General features: G+C 49.6%; 11 protein-coding genes and 1 pseudogene. 10 read left to right on the top strand and 2 right to left on the bottom strand.

Going from position 1 to position 15,167, the window contains the following annotated elements; genetic code table 11:
• A pseudogene (locus Q8L79_RS19640) lies at nt 1-229 on the top strand (hypothetical protein); the annotation flags it as partial.
• A 134-nt stretch (nt 230-363) separates the two neighbouring features.
• Here the strand turns inward: Q8L79_RS19640 and Q8L79_RS19635 are convergent.
• Complete coding sequence (locus Q8L79_RS19635; RefSeq protein WP_305274392.1) at nt 364-1,731, bottom strand: sigma-54 dependent transcriptional regulator; 1,368 nt, start codon at nt 1,729-1,731, stop codon at nt 364-366.
• Nucleotides 1,697-3,247: an ATP-binding protein gene (locus Q8L79_RS19630; RefSeq protein ID WP_305274391.1), complete on the bottom strand. Its 1,551-nt coding sequence runs from the start codon at nt 3,245-3,247 to the stop codon at nt 1,697-1,699. The genes Q8L79_RS19635 and Q8L79_RS19630 overlap by 35 nt, the downstream gene beginning before the upstream one ends.
• 298 nt (nt 3,248-3,545) lie before the next feature.
• Between Q8L79_RS19630 and Q8L79_RS19625 the strand changes: the two genes are divergently transcribed.
• The 9 genes from Q8L79_RS19625 to Q8L79_RS19585 all read left to right on the top strand — a co-directional run bounded on the left by Q8L79_RS19625 (nt 3,546) and on the right by Q8L79_RS19585 (nt 15,134).
• Nucleotides 3,546-4,301 carry a 4-hydroxy-tetrahydrodipicolinate reductase gene (locus Q8L79_RS19625; RefSeq protein WP_305274390.1) on the top strand — a complete coding sequence of 252 codons (756 nt, stop codon included), beginning with the start codon at nt 3,546-3,548 and terminating at the stop codon, nt 4,299-4,301.
• A gap of 13 nt (nt 4,302-4,314) precedes the next feature.
• Nucleotides 4,315-5,448 carry an efflux RND transporter periplasmic adaptor subunit gene (locus Q8L79_RS19620; protein ID WP_305274389.1) on the top strand — a complete coding sequence of 378 codons (1,134 nt, stop codon included), beginning with the start codon at nt 4,315-4,317 and terminating at the stop codon, nt 5,446-5,448.
• 10 nt (nt 5,449-5,458) lie between these two features.
• A complete protein-coding gene (locus Q8L79_RS19615) occupies nt 5,459-8,566 on the top strand; it encodes an efflux RND transporter permease subunit (protein WP_305274388.1) in 3,108 nt (1,035 codons plus the stop codon).
• A complete protein-coding gene (locus Q8L79_RS19610; RefSeq protein ID WP_305274387.1) occupies nt 8,563-9,900 on the top strand; it encodes a TolC family protein in 1,338 nt (445 codons plus the stop codon). The genes Q8L79_RS19615 and Q8L79_RS19610 overlap by 4 nt, the downstream gene beginning before the upstream one ends.
• A gap of 207 nt (nt 9,901-10,107) precedes the next feature.
• Nucleotides 10,108-10,653 (top strand): hypothetical protein, encoded by a 546-nt coding sequence (locus Q8L79_RS19605; RefSeq protein WP_305274386.1) that lies wholly within the window; start codon nt 10,108-10,110, stop codon nt 10,651-10,653.
• Between the two features lie 171 nt (nt 10,654-10,824).
• Nucleotides 10,825-11,874 carry an acyltransferase gene (locus Q8L79_RS19600; RefSeq protein WP_305274385.1) on the top strand — a complete coding sequence of 350 codons (1,050 nt, stop codon included), beginning with the start codon at nt 10,825-10,827 and terminating at the stop codon, nt 11,872-11,874.
• Between the two features lie 402 nt (nt 11,875-12,276).
• Nucleotides 12,277-13,599, top strand: coding sequence for a glycoside hydrolase family 5 protein (locus Q8L79_RS19595; protein ID WP_305274384.1), 1,323 nt, complete (start codon nt 12,277-12,279; stop codon nt 13,597-13,599).
• Between the two features lie 15 nt (nt 13,600-13,614).
• Nucleotides 13,615-14,244: a DUF502 domain-containing protein gene (locus tag Q8L79_RS19590; RefSeq protein WP_305274383.1), complete on the top strand. Its 630-nt coding sequence runs from the start codon at nt 13,615-13,617 to the stop codon at nt 14,242-14,244.
• A gap of 269 nt (nt 14,245-14,513) precedes the next feature.
• A complete protein-coding gene (locus Q8L79_RS19585) occupies nt 14,514-15,134 on the top strand; it encodes a transposase (RefSeq protein WP_305274382.1) in 621 nt (206 codons plus the stop codon).
• Nucleotides 15,135-15,167: the final 33 nt, after the last annotated feature.

Raw genomic sequence — 15,167 nt, 5'->3', positions numbered from 1 at the left:
GCCGGCTTATGTCACCAATAAAGTAGGCGAAATGCTGGTTGTCTATGTGCCTACTTCGCCAAACCCCACTTCCGGATTTACCATTATTGTGCACCAATCAAAGGTCGTAAAATCGAACATGGATATTGAAGCCGTTACCAGCTTTATAGTCAGCGTCGGAGTAGATTTGACTCAAAAAGAGGATCTTGAAAAGCTCGCCGACTTGGAACGCATAGGGATACAACACTGAGCAAAGTCCGAGTGATTCGGGCAAAGATACAGGGACGTATCCGATCATAACCATTATCCGGAACCTGGCGGGCGGCTTTAACTATACCTGTTAGCTCGTTGGAATGACGTAATAGAGTTCCAAATAGCTTTTATTTAGTCCTCTAACTTTCGATAAAGTGTGCCTCGATCAATACCCAAAATCTTAGCCGCTTGCGCCTTGTTGTCTTGGGTTATTTCCAGAATGCGGCGGATATAGGCGATTTCCAATTCCGCCAAGGTCATCGACTGTGTTGCTGCATCGCTTAAAAGATTGTCTTTAATAGTCGGTAGCTGGGTTGCCTGAGCCAAATCTTCCAGCAGGATCGTGTCGTGCTCGGTCAAAGCGACCGCTCTCTCCAGTGTATTAGCCAATTCGCGCACATTACCCGGCCACGGGTAAGCCCGAATCCATCTCATGGCTTCAGCGGATATCCCCCGGATTTGCCGTTGCAGTTTTGTTTGGGCATTTTGCAATAAATGATCCACCAGAAACTCCAGGTCGGGCAGGCGTTCTCTTAAGGGGGGAATTTCCAAACGAATCACGTTTAGCCGATAGTAAAGGTCTGGGCGTATCAAACCGTTTTGTAAGGCTTTTTCGATAGGCTGGTTAGTCGCGGCAATAATGCGGACATCGGTGCTAATTTCGCTGCCGGCTCCAACAGGTCTCACCGTGCCTGTCTCCAATGCTTGCAGCAGTTTGGGTTGAGTCGCCAACGGCATTTCCGCAATTTCGTCCAGGAACAGAGTGCCGCCTTCAGCTTCAACAAACAATCCCGGGCGATGTTCGCGGGCATCGGTATAAGCGCCTTTGCGCACGCCAAACAACTCGCTTTCCACCAAAGAAAACGGCAATGCGGCACAGTTGATTTGTAGAAACGGGCCTTTAGCGCGTCGGCTATGTTCATGAATAAAGCGTGCCAATGCCCCTTTGCCGGCACCGCTTTCGCCGGTCAGCAGTACCGGTGAGTTGATCTGGGCCGCACGGCCGGCAAGTTGCATGATTTTTTGCATATTGGGGCTTTCCGCAACCAGCCCGTGAGGGATGGCATCTTGGTTATCCCTGGCAACACGAACAACCTCTCGGTGCATTTGCCGATCTCTAATAGCCCGTTCAATAGCGGCTGTCAAATCGTTTAAAGAAAACGGCTTGGTTAAAAAGCCGCAAGCTCCCGTCTGTAAGCTGCGCACACCGAGATCAATACTGCCGAAGGCTGTGATCAATAGAATCAATTGCCCCGGCTTCCGGGCATGAATGGCCGCCATCAAGTCCGGGCCGCGCATGCCGGGCATTTCCACATCGCTGATCACCAGATCGAAATGCTCGGTTTCCAGGCGCTGCAACGCGTGTTGTGGATCGGTTTCGCCGCTTGCGCCATAACCGCTGACCGCGAGCATTTCGGTCAAGTATTCGACAACGCCGGCATCGTCATCAATGACCAGTAGCTGTTTATTTTTTTGCATTGCTTGATTGGTCAAAGTCATGATCGGAGTTCTCCATGGGCAAAATGATGGTAAAGGTGCTGCCTTGCCCAAGCGCGCTTTCGGCTTTAATACTGCCGCGGTGCGCGATAACAATACTTCGGGCGGCGGCGAGTCCAAGCCCGACGCCGCCTTGTTCTTGGCGGGTGGTAAAAAACGGGTCGAACAGGTGTTTTAGTGTTTCTTCGGACATGCCGTAGCCGTCATCCCGGACAGTGAGCTGTATCGCTTCGATAGTTTCGCTGCGGGCGGGATAGGGTTCGACGGCAACAACAATCCGGCCGCCCGCGCCGGTTGCGGCTAAGGCGTTTGTGACCAGGTTTAAGACAATTTGCTGGATGCCGTCGCTATCCGCAAGGATCGGGGGCAGGTCTGTTGCGGCTTCATAGCTCAGTTCGACCTGCTTTTTATACGCTTCGTATTCCAATAGATTAAGCACCGCGTTCACGGGGTCGCGAAGATCAATACGGGTGAAACGAGGCGGGCGCCGCTGGGTGAATTTCAGCAGTTGTTGAACGATACGGGTAATGCGCTCGGTTTGCGAGGCCAGTATCCGTGCGTGGCGGATGATTTCTTCGGGTTGGCTTGCGCACAACATGAGATACTCGGCCCTGCCTTTCAGTACCTGTAACGGCGAGCCGATTTCATGCGCCAGTCCCGCCGACAACTGGCCGATGGTAATCAGTTTGTCCGCTTCCTGAAGCGCGGCCTGGACTTGGCTGCGCGATTGCGCCTCCTCTTTAAGGTTTTGCCGGGCGGTAGCCAATTCCGCCGCCATGGTATTGAAGGTCTTCAGCAGTACGCCGATTTCATCCTGGTGTTTGATAAAGCTGAGTTGAGCAGCTTGTCTGCTCAAACGAAACTTATGCCCTTTGGGTATAAGGGGTAACGGGGAGAAATTCCCGTCCCGTATTTGTTTCATGCCATCGGTGAGCCGTTGCAAGGGCCAGCCGATATAAATCAGACAGATAAGCGTGCAAAGCGGTGCGGCAATCACAATGAAAGTAAGGGTGGAAATCGCCAGATTACGCCGGGTCACATCAAGATCGCGGCGCATTTCATGCAGGGCGCGCACAAATACCAGAACGCCAAGCCTTTCCCCCTTTGTGTTTTGTAAAGGCAGAAGCCGGGTAATGTATTCGGGAGTTTCCTCAGGGTAAAAAAACTGATCGTCTTCATCGTCTTTTAAAGCGGCATGCAGCCGTTCCTGAAAATCGCTTGGGTAAGAATTGCCGATAGCATCAGGGAAAGCTTTGCCCTGCGCGTCATAAACCCTAACTTTCAATTCCGGCTCAATTTGCTCAAGCCCATTCAGCAGTTCTGTAATATCGGCCAATTGCTTATCCCGCATGGCGTTTTCAACAGCGATTTGCAGACCTTTACCGAGTAGCTTTGTTTGCAGACTGATAACCCGGCTTAAATCCCTTTGCTCAATCGAGAGATGATAAAGCCCATAGCTGATAAATATCAGCAGGCCAATAGACGTTAAGGCTAGGGTGAGCTTGGTAGAAATGCGCATAAAAGTAATATGTTCCGATTTGCTACAGACCTGTAGTTTATAGCAACACAATCTTTTTGGCTAATTGGTTAAAAACAACACAAGCTTGCCGTTCAAGTGTTCTTTTTTAAACTATTTTGTGCAATTAAAACATAGCGTTGAGATATGTTAAGCAACGGCAATGGTCATATAGCGAGAATTTGGCATGGTTATTGACTGTCTTATGGACATTGCAACGAGCAGCGCGGTCTTGAGCGTCATGAAACCTTGCCTGCGAGGCAGACAGTCAAAAATTTCAATGTTATCGGAAGGAATAAGCATGAAAGTAGGTTTAATAGGATTCGGCAAAACCGGTAAAGCGGTTGCGTCGATTTTACTTGAAAATAAAGAAGTGAATCTGCAATGGGTGATTCGTAAGACAAATCATCTTGAACACCGCTCTGTCGCTGAATATCTCGGTGTTTTGTCCGACGAGCCGGGCCTTATTTATTCAAAAAATGAATTTACCGCCGCTGATTTGCTCAACCGCTTTCCTGTCGATGTGATCATTGATTTTTCTTCGCAACACGGCATTGAATATTATGGCGATGAAGCCGGGAACCGCGGCATAGCGATTGTCAGCGCGATTTCCAGCTATTCACCTGAAGAAATTCAATACCTTGAGCAATTATCGAACAATACAAAAATTTTATGGTCGCCGAACATCACGGTTGGGATCAATTTTTTGATGATTGCGGCAAAAATTCTAAAAAATATCGCCCCTTACACCGACATTGAAGTGATAGAGGAGCATTTTAAAAACAAACCCGAAACGTCAGGAACGGCGAAAAAAATCGCCCATTGTCTGGATGTGCCGGAAGACGCCATAAAAACAATCAGGGCGGGGGGAATTATCGGCGTCCACGAAATATTGTTCGGCTTTCCGCACCAGACGGTGCGCCTGAAACATGAATCCATCGCACGGGAAGCGTTCGGCAATGGCGCATTGTTCGCCGCAAAACATATTCTGAACAAAAACAATGGGCTTTACAGCATGGAAGATTTGCTGTTGCCCTATTTTCAATATTTAACATAGAAATATCATCCCCATGCGTCACTATGCGTTATTTTTCATTTCAGTTTTTTTGCTCAACGGCTGTACAGAGCCCAACACTGGGGAGAATGACCGCAAACGGTCATCGGCGGAAAGCATTAAACCGTCCCCAACCACAGCCGCCGGTTCACAAAAAGCCGTTTCGATTCCATTGGAGTCCCGTCCTTACATTACGGTGGCGACGGTGAGTCCGCAAACTTTCGCCGCAACGGTGCAAGCGCCGTCCCGGGTGGAGTTTCGCGCCAAGGCGCTGTCGACGGCGGGGGCTGTCGTTGCCGGACGCCTCGGCAAAATTAATGTGCAAGTCGGAGACCGCGTTAAGGCCGGTACGGCGTTGGCAACGCTGGAAAGCTCTGAGGCCGCGCAAATGCGCGCGGATATTACTCGCGCGAAAGCCGAGCTGCAACGCGCGGAAGACCATGCCAAGCGTCAGGCTGTCATGCAAAAAAGCGGCGTCGGCCTGGAAATAGAGCGCGCCGAAGCGGATATCCAGCTGCGGCAGGCGCGCGCGGAATATCAGCGCAGTGTGCAAGCGGTGCGCTTGTTGGGCGAAGGCGCGGATCAGTCTATTGTGCTGCGCGCGCCGATTGACGGCGTGGTGTTGCGCTCCAATGCCTCGATAGGTGCGGCTGTGGAAGCGGGCGCGGTGTTGTTCGAACTGGGCGAACCCGGAGCGTTGTGGATCGTGGCGGATGTGTTCGACAATGATTTGGCGCTGATCGAAAAGGGCGCCAAGGCTTCAATACAAATAAGCGCTTTTCCTGCGCCGGTCTCCGGTCGCGTTGCCGCCGTCAGTGCGGCCATGCAAACCGACCTGCGCCGTGGCGCGGTTTATATCGAGCTTGACGACACGCATTTGGTTCTCAAACCCGGCATGTTTGCCAGGGCCTCGATAGAAGCGGCAGGCCCGAACCGGATCGTGTTGCCGACCACGGCGGTGCTGATTAAGGACAAAAAACAAACAGTGGTTTATCTGGAAACGGCGGAAGGACAGTTCGAACCCCGCAACGTGACTGTCGGACAGGCGCGAGAGGGTCGGGTGCCGGTGCTTGAGGGGCTTGGCGAAGGCGACCGGGTGGTTGTCTCGGGCGCTTTGCTGCTCGATTCCGCTGCCGCGATGTTGTTGTAGGGGCGCTGCCATGTTGCGAACTTTGATTGAACACTGCGTCCACAGACGCCTTGCCGTTATCAGCACGGTAGTGGTGATTGCTATTTTCGGCATACACGCTTTTTTGGAAACGCCTATTGAAGCTTATCCGGACGTCACCAATACCCAGGTCACCGTGATCAGCCTGATGCCCGGTTATGCGCCGGAAGAAGTCGAACGGCAAGTGACGGTGCCGTTGGAGCGGGTGCTGAACGGTACGCCGGATATGATCCAAATGCGCAGCCAGAGTCTGTTCGGTTTGTCCCTGATCACCATCACTTTTGAAGATCATATCGACAGTTTTCATTCCCGGACGGAAATCTCCCAGCGTATTTCCGGAGCGGAATTGCCGGAAACAGTGACGCCGGTGCTGGCTCCCGATTACACGCCGCTGGGCGAAATTTACAAATTTACCCTGGTCAGCGACCGGCATTCCCTGTATGAACTGCGTTCCGAAATGGAATGGAATGTATCGAAAACCTTACGGCAGATACCCGGTGTCGCCGATGTGTTGACTTTCGGCGGCTATTACAAGGAAATCCATATCGAAATCGACCCGACGCGCATCGAATCGCTGGGCTTGACGCTGGAAGAAGTGGGCGTGGCTATTGAAAAATCCAACCGCAATGTCGGCGCGGGATTTCTCAGTTACGGCGACCAGGAGATGGTGGTGCGCGGCGTGGGTAATTTGCTCTCAGCCGAGGACATCAAGAAAATCGTGCTGAAAAACCGGCAGGGAACGCCGGTTACCGTCGGCGATGTCGCCCGCTTGGTTCAAGCTTACACCCCGCGCCGGGGAAGTGTTGGACTGGACGAACAGAAAGAAGTGGTTGAAGGCATTGTGCTCCTGCGGCGCGGACAGAATCCGTCGCGGGTGCTCGACGCCTTGCATGGCAAGGTGGAGGAATTGAATGCGCGCATCCTGCCGGCCGGCATGCGCATCGTGCCGTTTCTCGACCGGGCCGAGCTGGTCAGCAGCACCTTGCATACGGTTTTCGACAACCTGCTGCACGGCTTTTTCCTGGTAGTGGGCGTGGTTTGGCTGTTTTTGCGCAGCATTCGCGGCTCGCTGATTGTCGCCACTGTGATTCCTTTGTCTTTATTGGTCGCATTTCTGGGGCTTTATCAGTTGGGAATGCCGGCCAACCTGATTTCCATGGGGGCGATCGATTTCGGGATTATCCTGGACGGTGCGGTGGTGCTGATGGAAAACGTCATTCATCAGGCTTCGCATCGCAAGCCGCAAACGCGAAGGGAAATGCTGCACTTGATCGCCGATGCCGCTTTCGATGTCGCCAAGCCGGCTTTTTTCGCCATGTTAATCATCATTGCCGCGTTAATCCCGGTGTTTACCCTGGAGCGGGTTGAGGGGCGGATATTTCGTCCATTGGCAATGACTTACAGCTTTGCCTTATCCGGCGGTTTGGTATTTGCGTTGTTTCTGGTTCCGGCGCTGTGCGCGACCTTTATCCAGCCTAAACATGCCTTGATAGAAGAGCCCAAATTTCTGGTGCGATTAAGGGGATGGTATTCGGGATTACTGAAGCGAGCTTTACGGCTGCGTGTGATTACACTGGCGCTAGCGGGTGGATTGCTGCTGGCCGGAGCAATCTCGGGCAGCCAATTAGGCACCGAATTTTTACCGGAACTGGATGAAGGCGACATTCATGTTTTCGTCGAAATGCCGTCGAGCGTTTCGCTGGATAAAGGCCAGGACATTTTATTGGACATGCGCCGCCGCCTGCTGCAATACCCGGAAGTGCTCGGTGTTTTGAGCCAGCAGGGACGTTCCGAGGACGGCACGGACAACGAAGGCGTGAACATGAGCGAGACCTTCGCCCACCTCAAACCTCACGAGCAATGGCGCGATGGCTGGGACAAGGAAAAGCTGGTGGAGGCAATGCGCACCTCGCTGGAAGAAATACCCGGCGTGCGATTCAACTTTTCGCAACCGATTAAAGACAACGTCGAGGAAGCGGTCAGCGGCGTGCGCGGTAAAGTGGTGCTGAAAATTTACGGCCCCGATCTTGAAAAAATGCGCGATACGCTGGAAGAGGTCAAATCGGCGCTGGCCGATGTTCCCGGCGTCATTGACCTGGATCTTTACCGCGAATCGCGAGTGCCGCAGCTACAGATCAAACTGGACCGCGCCGCCCTTGCCCGTAACGGTTTGGATGTCGATACGGTGCAAGACACTATTGAAATCGGCATGGCCGGACGGGTTGTCTCGGAATTGTGGCAGGCCGAGCGGCCGGTGCCGATTCGCTTGATACTCCCGGCAACCGAGCGCGGCGACATCGAAAAAACCGGCAATCTCAATGTGGTCAGCCCACTGGCCGCCTATATCCCTTTGCGCGACCTGGCCGTTATCGACATTGCCCAAGGCCGCACCTCAATTGAACGCGAAGCCAACAGCCGCTATATGGCGCTTAAATTCAACGTCGACGGCCGCGATTTGGGCTCGGTTGTGCATGAAGCGATGGCATTAGTAACCGAAAAAGTCACCGTGCCCGAAGGCCATTTCCTGCTCTGGGGCGGGGAATTCGAAAACCAGCAACGCGCGATGGCCCGGCTTGGCGTGGTGATTCCTATTGCTGTGCTGATCGTTCTGGGCTTGCTGTATAGCGCGCTGCAATCGGCGCGTAGCGCGGCGGCGATATTGATCGCGACGCCGTTTGCGATGACCGGCGGCGTGTTCGCATTATTACTGACCGGTATCCCGCTGTCGGTCAGCGCCGCTATCGGCTTTATCGCCCTGCTGGGCCAAGTCTGTTTAATGGGCTTGCTGGTGCTCAGTGCGACGGAAGACATGCGCCGTAGCGGTTTTGAGTTGTTGGTCGCGATCAAGGAAGGCGCGGCACTGCGTTTGCGCCCGGTATTGATGGCCTCATTGCTGGCGTTACTGGGCCTGTTGCCGATGGCGCTATCCACCAGCATCGGCAGTGAAACGCAGCGCCCGTTCGCGGTGGTGATCGTCGGCGGCATGTTGACCACCTTTTTGGTGGCCATGTTCATATTGCCGGTTATCTACACCCTGGTGGCCTCGAAACAGATGTTAACGCCCGAAGAGGCCGACGAATTACCGGAAACCCAAGAATGAACAAGCCTGATTTGAAAATTGATATAAACCGTGCGAGCGTAAAAAAAAGCGCACTACTCATGTTGCTGCTGTTGAGCAGTCCGCCCGCTTTCTCGGAAGAGCAGACGAAAAACCAAGCATTGCCCAAGGAAGTGACCATTCGTGAGCTATTGCTGATTGTCCGGGAAAAAAGTCCTCGTTATGCACTGGCAAGCAGTCCAATCGAGGCGGCGCAAGCCGAAGTCGTGGCGGCGGATGTGCTGCCCAATCCCAAAGTCAGCTATGGCCGTTACGATCAGGCTGGCGGCCGCAGAAATACCCAATTCGATGGGCCTTCGCAACAAAATATCACTGTGGAAATACCGATGCTGTTGGCCGGTCAACGCGGTGCTCGGAAAGAGGCGGCCGAACGGCAGGTCGAGGTCGCCGAAGCCAATGTCGAAACTGAATACAATCGCCTGATCCGCGAAACCTGGCGGCTGTTCGCACAATTGCTGGCCGGACAGCAACGCGTGGCTGTGCTGGAAGAAGCTAATCGCGATCTGGAACGCTTGCACAACATTATTGCCGGTAAAGAAAGCGCCGGAACCGCCAGCCGATACGATGTCATGCGCATTACCCAGGAAGTTCAAAGTCTGAAAGCGAGGCTGGAAAGCGCGCATACCGATAATGCCGGTGTTGTCGGCGAACTGGGTGTGTTATTGGGATTTCCTGACTGGAAGCCGCAAGCCAAAGGCGTATTGGCGCCTATCGGCGTGTCGGCCGATGTCGGCACCTTATGGTTGCAGGCAGAACATCATAACCCTGAACTTGAAAGTGCGCGCCGGGAAACCGTTGCCGCCGATTCGGGACTTGAGCGCGCGCGCCGTGAACGTTGGCCGGTTCCTTCGCTGATGCTGGGCACGGCTTTTACCGACCGGCCTTACGGAAATGCCACTTACGCCGGCGTGTCCGTGGATTTGCCGATATTTGATCGCGGCCAAGGCGGTATGGCGCGAGCGTCGGCCGAAAAACATGCATCTGTGCTGAAACACGAATTACTCTTGGCCTCAACGAAACAGGAACTGGAGCGCGCTGTAGATGTATTAGTCAGTCGTCGTAAAACGCTTTCTAAGTTTGAGCATAGCGTTCTCGAACCCTTACCTATGCTGAAACAAATGGCCGAAGACGCCTACCGCTTAGGGAAAACAGGACTTTTGGAACTGCTGGATTCCTCGCGGTCAAGCACTGACATCAAACTGGGTCATCTGGAACTGGTGGTAGCTGAGATTGAGGCCGAACTCGGCGCCATGACGGCATCGGGTCTATTGGCGGCAGGTTCGTTTGCAGAGCCGGTGTTCTGGCAGGAACCCTAGGGAAGCTCTGAACAAGTTGATTCCATTCATGGTTCGACAAGCTCACCACGAACGGAATCAACAACTTACCATTCGTCCTGAGCCTGTCGAAGGATTTAATCAGCGCTTCCCTAGGATCTGTCCGAGAACCCAGTTATAAAAATTATCGACGCCATATAGTAGCGATTAAAACAACAATAACAGCCATCTTAAGAAGAACCCCAAAACATGCGAGAAAATGATATGCAAGACGAACAATCCAGTCCACATCGCCGCCATTTCAGTATTGAAGAGACGGTTTTTATCCTGCTGGTGATTCTGTCGTTGTTGGGTATCGTTATTACTGATTTTTCCCGGCACGATGGCTATGGCTATTGGATGATCATGGTGGTGGTGTTTGGGACGCTTGCCATTTTTGTATCATGGCTGCAAGCCAAAACCAGCGATAACGACTTTGGCAAGATTGTCAAAGAGCAAGGGCAGCACTGGTTTCATACCTTGATCGTTGTCGGTGCGGCATCTCTAATCGTCAAATCCGAAATCAGCGCCAGCTTGGTGATATTGTTAATATTATCATTGGCAACCATGCTTGATGGCATGCGTATCGGCTGGCAATTTACCCTGTTGGGCTTCTTTCTCCTTACTTGCGCAATTATTGTCGCTTATGTCGAGCAGTTTGTTTTAGCCTGCTTCGGTTTAGCCGTGTTGGTTGTTATCGGCACTTTTGTATGGGGATTCTGGCTTAACTACCAAAGCTCCGAGAAGGAAAACTGACTTTATGCCGTATTTATTTATCAATTGTTCCTGCACTGCGGCATCACCCGAACAGAATCTTAACGTCGCTACCGGGGTTTATATTGTTTCCACGCTCCGATGTCACGCAATTCAGGAGCGTGAAAAAAGCAGCATATTGTCGGGCATGCTACACACGTTAGTAAAAAAATCATGCATTTAAAGTCATTTGAATATTTTAGAGGTTTAGCAATACTATTTATAGTTGCCGGTCATACTTATGTATATTGGGATATGGACTCATTTTATGAAAAAGTGTTTGCTAACTTAATTACAGGGGGCACCACTTTTTTTGTTTTTATTTCCGGCTTCTTTTTCCATCATGTTTTTTATCCTAAATTTCAGTATAACCAATTCATATTGAAAAAAGTGAAATATGTTTTGTTGCCATATACCCTGCTATCTCTGACTGGTGTTGCGTGTTTTGTTTTTTATTTGGATCACCCGCCATATGCAGAAGTTTTTATTACTGACCAAACAAACAGTTGGTATCAATATATCTGGCTATTCGTTCAATACTGGTGGACGGGAAGTATCTTGGATGCTTATTGGTATATCCCTTTCATAATGATTATTTTTGCGCTTTCCCCCCTATTCATTAAACAGATACAACTACCCATAAAGGTTCAGGTGGGGCTGTTTATTTTTTTATTATGCATGTCTAGCTTGATTCATCGCTCAGCTCACAATTTATCGCCCATACATTCTGTGATTTATTTTATTCCTGTTTATATGCTGGGGATTATTTGCTCTATAGAAAAAATTCGAGTATTTAAGTTTATAGAGGGAAAGAGTGTTATTTTAGGGCTCTCTGTTGTTTTGATGTCAGCAGCACAGATTTTAATTTACAACGAATATGGGAATTTTCATAAAGAAACCATGTTTTCATATGAAGGGATTGATATGATAATTTTCCAAAAAGTACTGATGTGTTTTTTCCTGTTATCTGTAATACAGAAATTTGAGAATAAAGATATACCTTTTTTTAAATATATAGCGTCGGCGAGTTTTGCAATTTATTTCATACATCCATGGATTCTTTATTTCTTTGATTATTTATCAGTTTTTGAACGTTTCAATTTTCTTCCCGGAGTTCTGGGTTCTGTGGTTACTTTATCGTCAGTTATGGTATTGAGCTTGGCGATAGCAGCAATAATTAAATGGACTTTTCCTAATCAAAGCCGTTTTGTTATCGGTTGGTAAAGCCATGACGCGTATAAAAAAAGCTTTCGGGAAGGTAAATATTCACTTCCCCTTTGAAAAAGAGGGGGGACTGAATAGTTACAATCATCTCAGTCAAGCTAAAAAACTTGAACATCGAATTAATGCCTTCTGGCAAGAGCATAGGGTTGGAAGATATTTAGGCCGACTGGAACCCGACACCTTCGCACAGTGCCAAGCTGCTGGATGATTTATCAAGGATCAACGTGCCAAAAATTTAAAAACTTGAACTTGAACTTCGAGTATTTGAAATGCGATGTGATCTTGGATGCTCTGGGTCGTTTTTTTCTTTATGGGATATTGCTTCTAATTTTTTTTATTGATTGTGCTACACCATTATTCCCATAATCTTATGATTACCTGCTAACTAATAGAGGTGCCCTTATGAAACTCAAATCTGTTTTTCTCTCAATTTTACCTAGAATACCCGTTTTACTCTGGACGCTGATGATATCGTCTCCTTTATGTTGTTCGGCTTCAGATTTTCTTAAAGTGGACGGAACGGATATCAGGGACAATTATGGCCTGGGCAAAGATGTTCATCTTTACGGCACCAATCTGGGAGGCTGGAGGATGCACGAACCATGGATGTCGCCATTAGCCGGAGCATCAAATGAGTGGGATGCGCGAAATATTCTTACAGCTCGTTTTGGTAAAGATGCTGTCAGGGATCTATACAACACTTACTGGGATTCCTGGATCACAGAAATTGATTTCAGGAACATCGCCGAAGCCGGTCTCAACTGTATCCGTTTGCCAATATATGCGCTTAACCATATGGATGATGAGGGGAACTGGAGACTGGACGATACAGGCACCATTGACTTATCCCGGATTGAATGGACCGTAAACAAAGCGCTGGAAAATGGGCTCTACACCATCCTTGATCTGCATGGCGCACCGGGTTCACAAAACGGAGCCCATCATTCAGGCCGGCAAAACGACATTCTGCTTTATTCCACCCCGCGCTATCAGAATCAACTGGTAGAGCTTTGGAAAACCCTTGCCACACGTTTTAAAGGCAATGCCGCCGTGGCCGGTTATGACCTGCTGAATGAACCCTCAGAGACCTTTCCCGGAGCGATGGGGTCTGAGGTGGTTAATCTTTACGATCGCCTGTATCATGCTATCCGAACGATTGATCCCGACCATATCATCATTATGGAAGCTATCTGGTGGTGGAATACACTTCCGAATCCCCAAGAGAAAAATTGGGAGAACGTCGTCTATTCTTTGCACTATTACCAATGGCAAAACAATGACGACTTCACGGCGATGAAAAATTCTGTGGATGGGTGGATACAGGACGCTCAAGAATGGGGTTCAAAATATAACGTACCGCATTTTATAGGGGAATTCACGCTGTTCGGAAATACCGAATCCTGGAATTACGGGCTTCAGCAATTTACAGAAACCGGCAGCCACTGGACAACTTGGTCTTATAAGGTGATGGGCCGCAATAACTGGGGCATGTACAACACGGCAGAGCAAAACAGCAATGTTGCCAATATCGATACAGATGATTTAAGCACTATCAAATACAAATGGAGTCAGTGGAACACGCCAGAATATTTTTCACCCAATCCTACAGTCATCAATGCCATGCAAAAAGCAACCATAGGCCGAAACCTGAAGCGGCCCACTCAAGCCTTTACAGCTAAATCAGAAAAACAGGTAGAACAAAATATTTTTGTCATTGTTAATTAAATCAGGAGTTCAAGCATGCTTAGTTTTATTAAATCGAGTCTGAAATATTTTATAGTCGGCATTTTAGCAGTAATTCCAATTGTTATTGTCAGTCAGGTTCTGGTGTTTTTGGAAACAATCCTAAGGCATTTTATTATTTATATTTACGGATATTCCAACAATATCTCGGTAACTGTCCTGGCATTTATGCTTTCTTTTACTGCAATTGCCTATATCGGCTACAGAGTCACAATATCCGAAAAACTATGGATATTGCATCAATTAGAGTTACTCATCGACCGGGTACCAATGATCAGATCGATTTATAGAGTCAGTAAAAAACTGGTCAATCTATTCGGTAATCAGGAAAAAAGCGCGGCTAAAGAAATTGTTTTTATCGAATATCCAAAAGAAGGCTTATGGGTGCCGGCTTATGTTACCAACCAGGTGGGAGAAATGCTGGTTGTTTATATACCGACTTCACCTAACCCAACTTCCGGGTTTACTATTGTCGTTCATCGATCAAAGGTCGTGACATCAAGTATGGATATAGAAGGCGTCACCAGTTTTATTGTTAGTGTTGGCGTTGATTTGCATCAAAAAGAGGACATCGAGAAGCTTGCTGACTTGGATCGTGCCGACACCGTAAACGGGTATACCGAATAATCCCATATAAGGCTTGGTCGAAAAGTAATTATTCAGACCCCTCCTTAAAATTAGTCGTCATTCCGGCAGGGATTGCCGGAATCCAGAACACAGGGAGGTGTCCGTAGTTTGCCATCCGTGGCTTCTGGATCTCGGCAATCCCTGCCGAGATGGCGCCCTCTCCTTAATTTAAGGAGGGGGGGTCTGAATAATTACCTTTTCGGCAAGACGTTAGAACTGTATGCAAACTTTATCACCAAGCACAGGAACTGCACGAAGCCGGTGTCCATGTGGTCAGCGTTGACGAAAAAACCGGCATCCAGGCACTGGAGCGCATACACCCTGACCAGGCGATGTCCAAAGGTAAGCTGGAACTGCACGAGTTCGAGTACGCCCGACATGGGACGCAAACGCTGATCGCCAACTTTGAGGTGGCCACCGGCAAAGTCATCAGTCCCACTATCGGAGATACGCGGACAGAAGAGGACTTTGTTGCCCATATCCGTGCCACCGTGTCTAGCGACCCTGACGCAAAATGGGTGTTTATTGCAGACCAGCTCAATACGCATAAATCGGCCTCGCTGGTGGAATGCGTGGCGGAACTTTGTGGCGTAAAAACCGCACTGGGTGAGAAAGGCAAGTCCAGTATCCTGCTCAATATGGCCTCCCGCGCAGAGTTCTTGCAAGACACCGGGCATCGTATCCATTTTGTTTATACCCCAAAACATTGCTCATGGCTCAACCAGGTCGAAATCTGGTTCGGCATCCTGAGCCGCCGGCTTCTTAAGCGGGGTAGTTTTGCTTCAACTGAAATTTTGAATCAGCGTATCCTTGCTTTTATTGAGTTCTTCAATGAAACTTTGGCAAAGCCGTTTCGCTGGACTTATATTGGTAAACCTTTGCTCGTATAGGTTATCGGATATATTTCGGGAGTTGGGTACTAG

This window comes from Methylobacter sp. (assembly GCF_030680395.1).
In the GTDB taxonomy this organism is placed as follows: Bacteria; Pseudomonadota; Gammaproteobacteria; order Methylococcales; family Methylomonadaceae; genus Methylobacter_A.
Note: the sequence above shows the minus strand (reverse complement) of the source record. Positions and strands in the feature narration are given on the sequence as shown.

What these genes read in the sequence shown, in the direction of transcription:
- Q8L79_RS19635 (WP_305274392.1), bottom strand. Translation starts at nt 1,731, where the DNA reads ATGACTTTGACCAATCAAGCAATGCAAAAAAATAAACAGCTACTGGTC.
- Q8L79_RS19630 (WP_305274391.1), bottom strand. Translation starts at nt 3,247, where the DNA reads ATGCGCATTTCTACCAAGCTCACCCTAGCCTTAACGTCTATTGGCCTG.
- Q8L79_RS19625 (WP_305274390.1), top strand. Translation starts at nt 3,546, where the DNA reads ATGAAAGTAGGTTTAATAGGATTCGGCAAAACCGGTAAAGCGGTTGCG.
- Q8L79_RS19620 (WP_305274389.1), top strand. Translation starts at nt 4,315, where the DNA reads ATGCGTCACTATGCGTTATTTTTCATTTCAGTTTTTTTGCTCAACGGC.
- Q8L79_RS19615 (WP_305274388.1), top strand. Translation starts at nt 5,459, where the DNA reads ATGTTGCGAACTTTGATTGAACACTGCGTCCACAGACGCCTTGCCGTT.
- Q8L79_RS19610 (WP_305274387.1), top strand. Translation starts at nt 8,563, where the DNA reads ATGAACAAGCCTGATTTGAAAATTGATATAAACCGTGCGAGCGTAAAA.
- Q8L79_RS19605 (WP_305274386.1), top strand. Translation starts at nt 10,108, where the DNA reads ATGCGAGAAAATGATATGCAAGACGAACAATCCAGTCCACATCGCCGC.
- Q8L79_RS19600 (WP_305274385.1), top strand. Translation starts at nt 10,825, where the DNA reads ATGCATTTAAAGTCATTTGAATATTTTAGAGGTTTAGCAATACTATTT.
- Q8L79_RS19595 (WP_305274384.1), top strand. Translation starts at nt 12,277, where the DNA reads ATGAAACTCAAATCTGTTTTTCTCTCAATTTTACCTAGAATACCCGTT.
- Q8L79_RS19590 (WP_305274383.1), top strand. Translation starts at nt 13,615, where the DNA reads ATGCTTAGTTTTATTAAATCGAGTCTGAAATATTTTATAGTCGGCATT.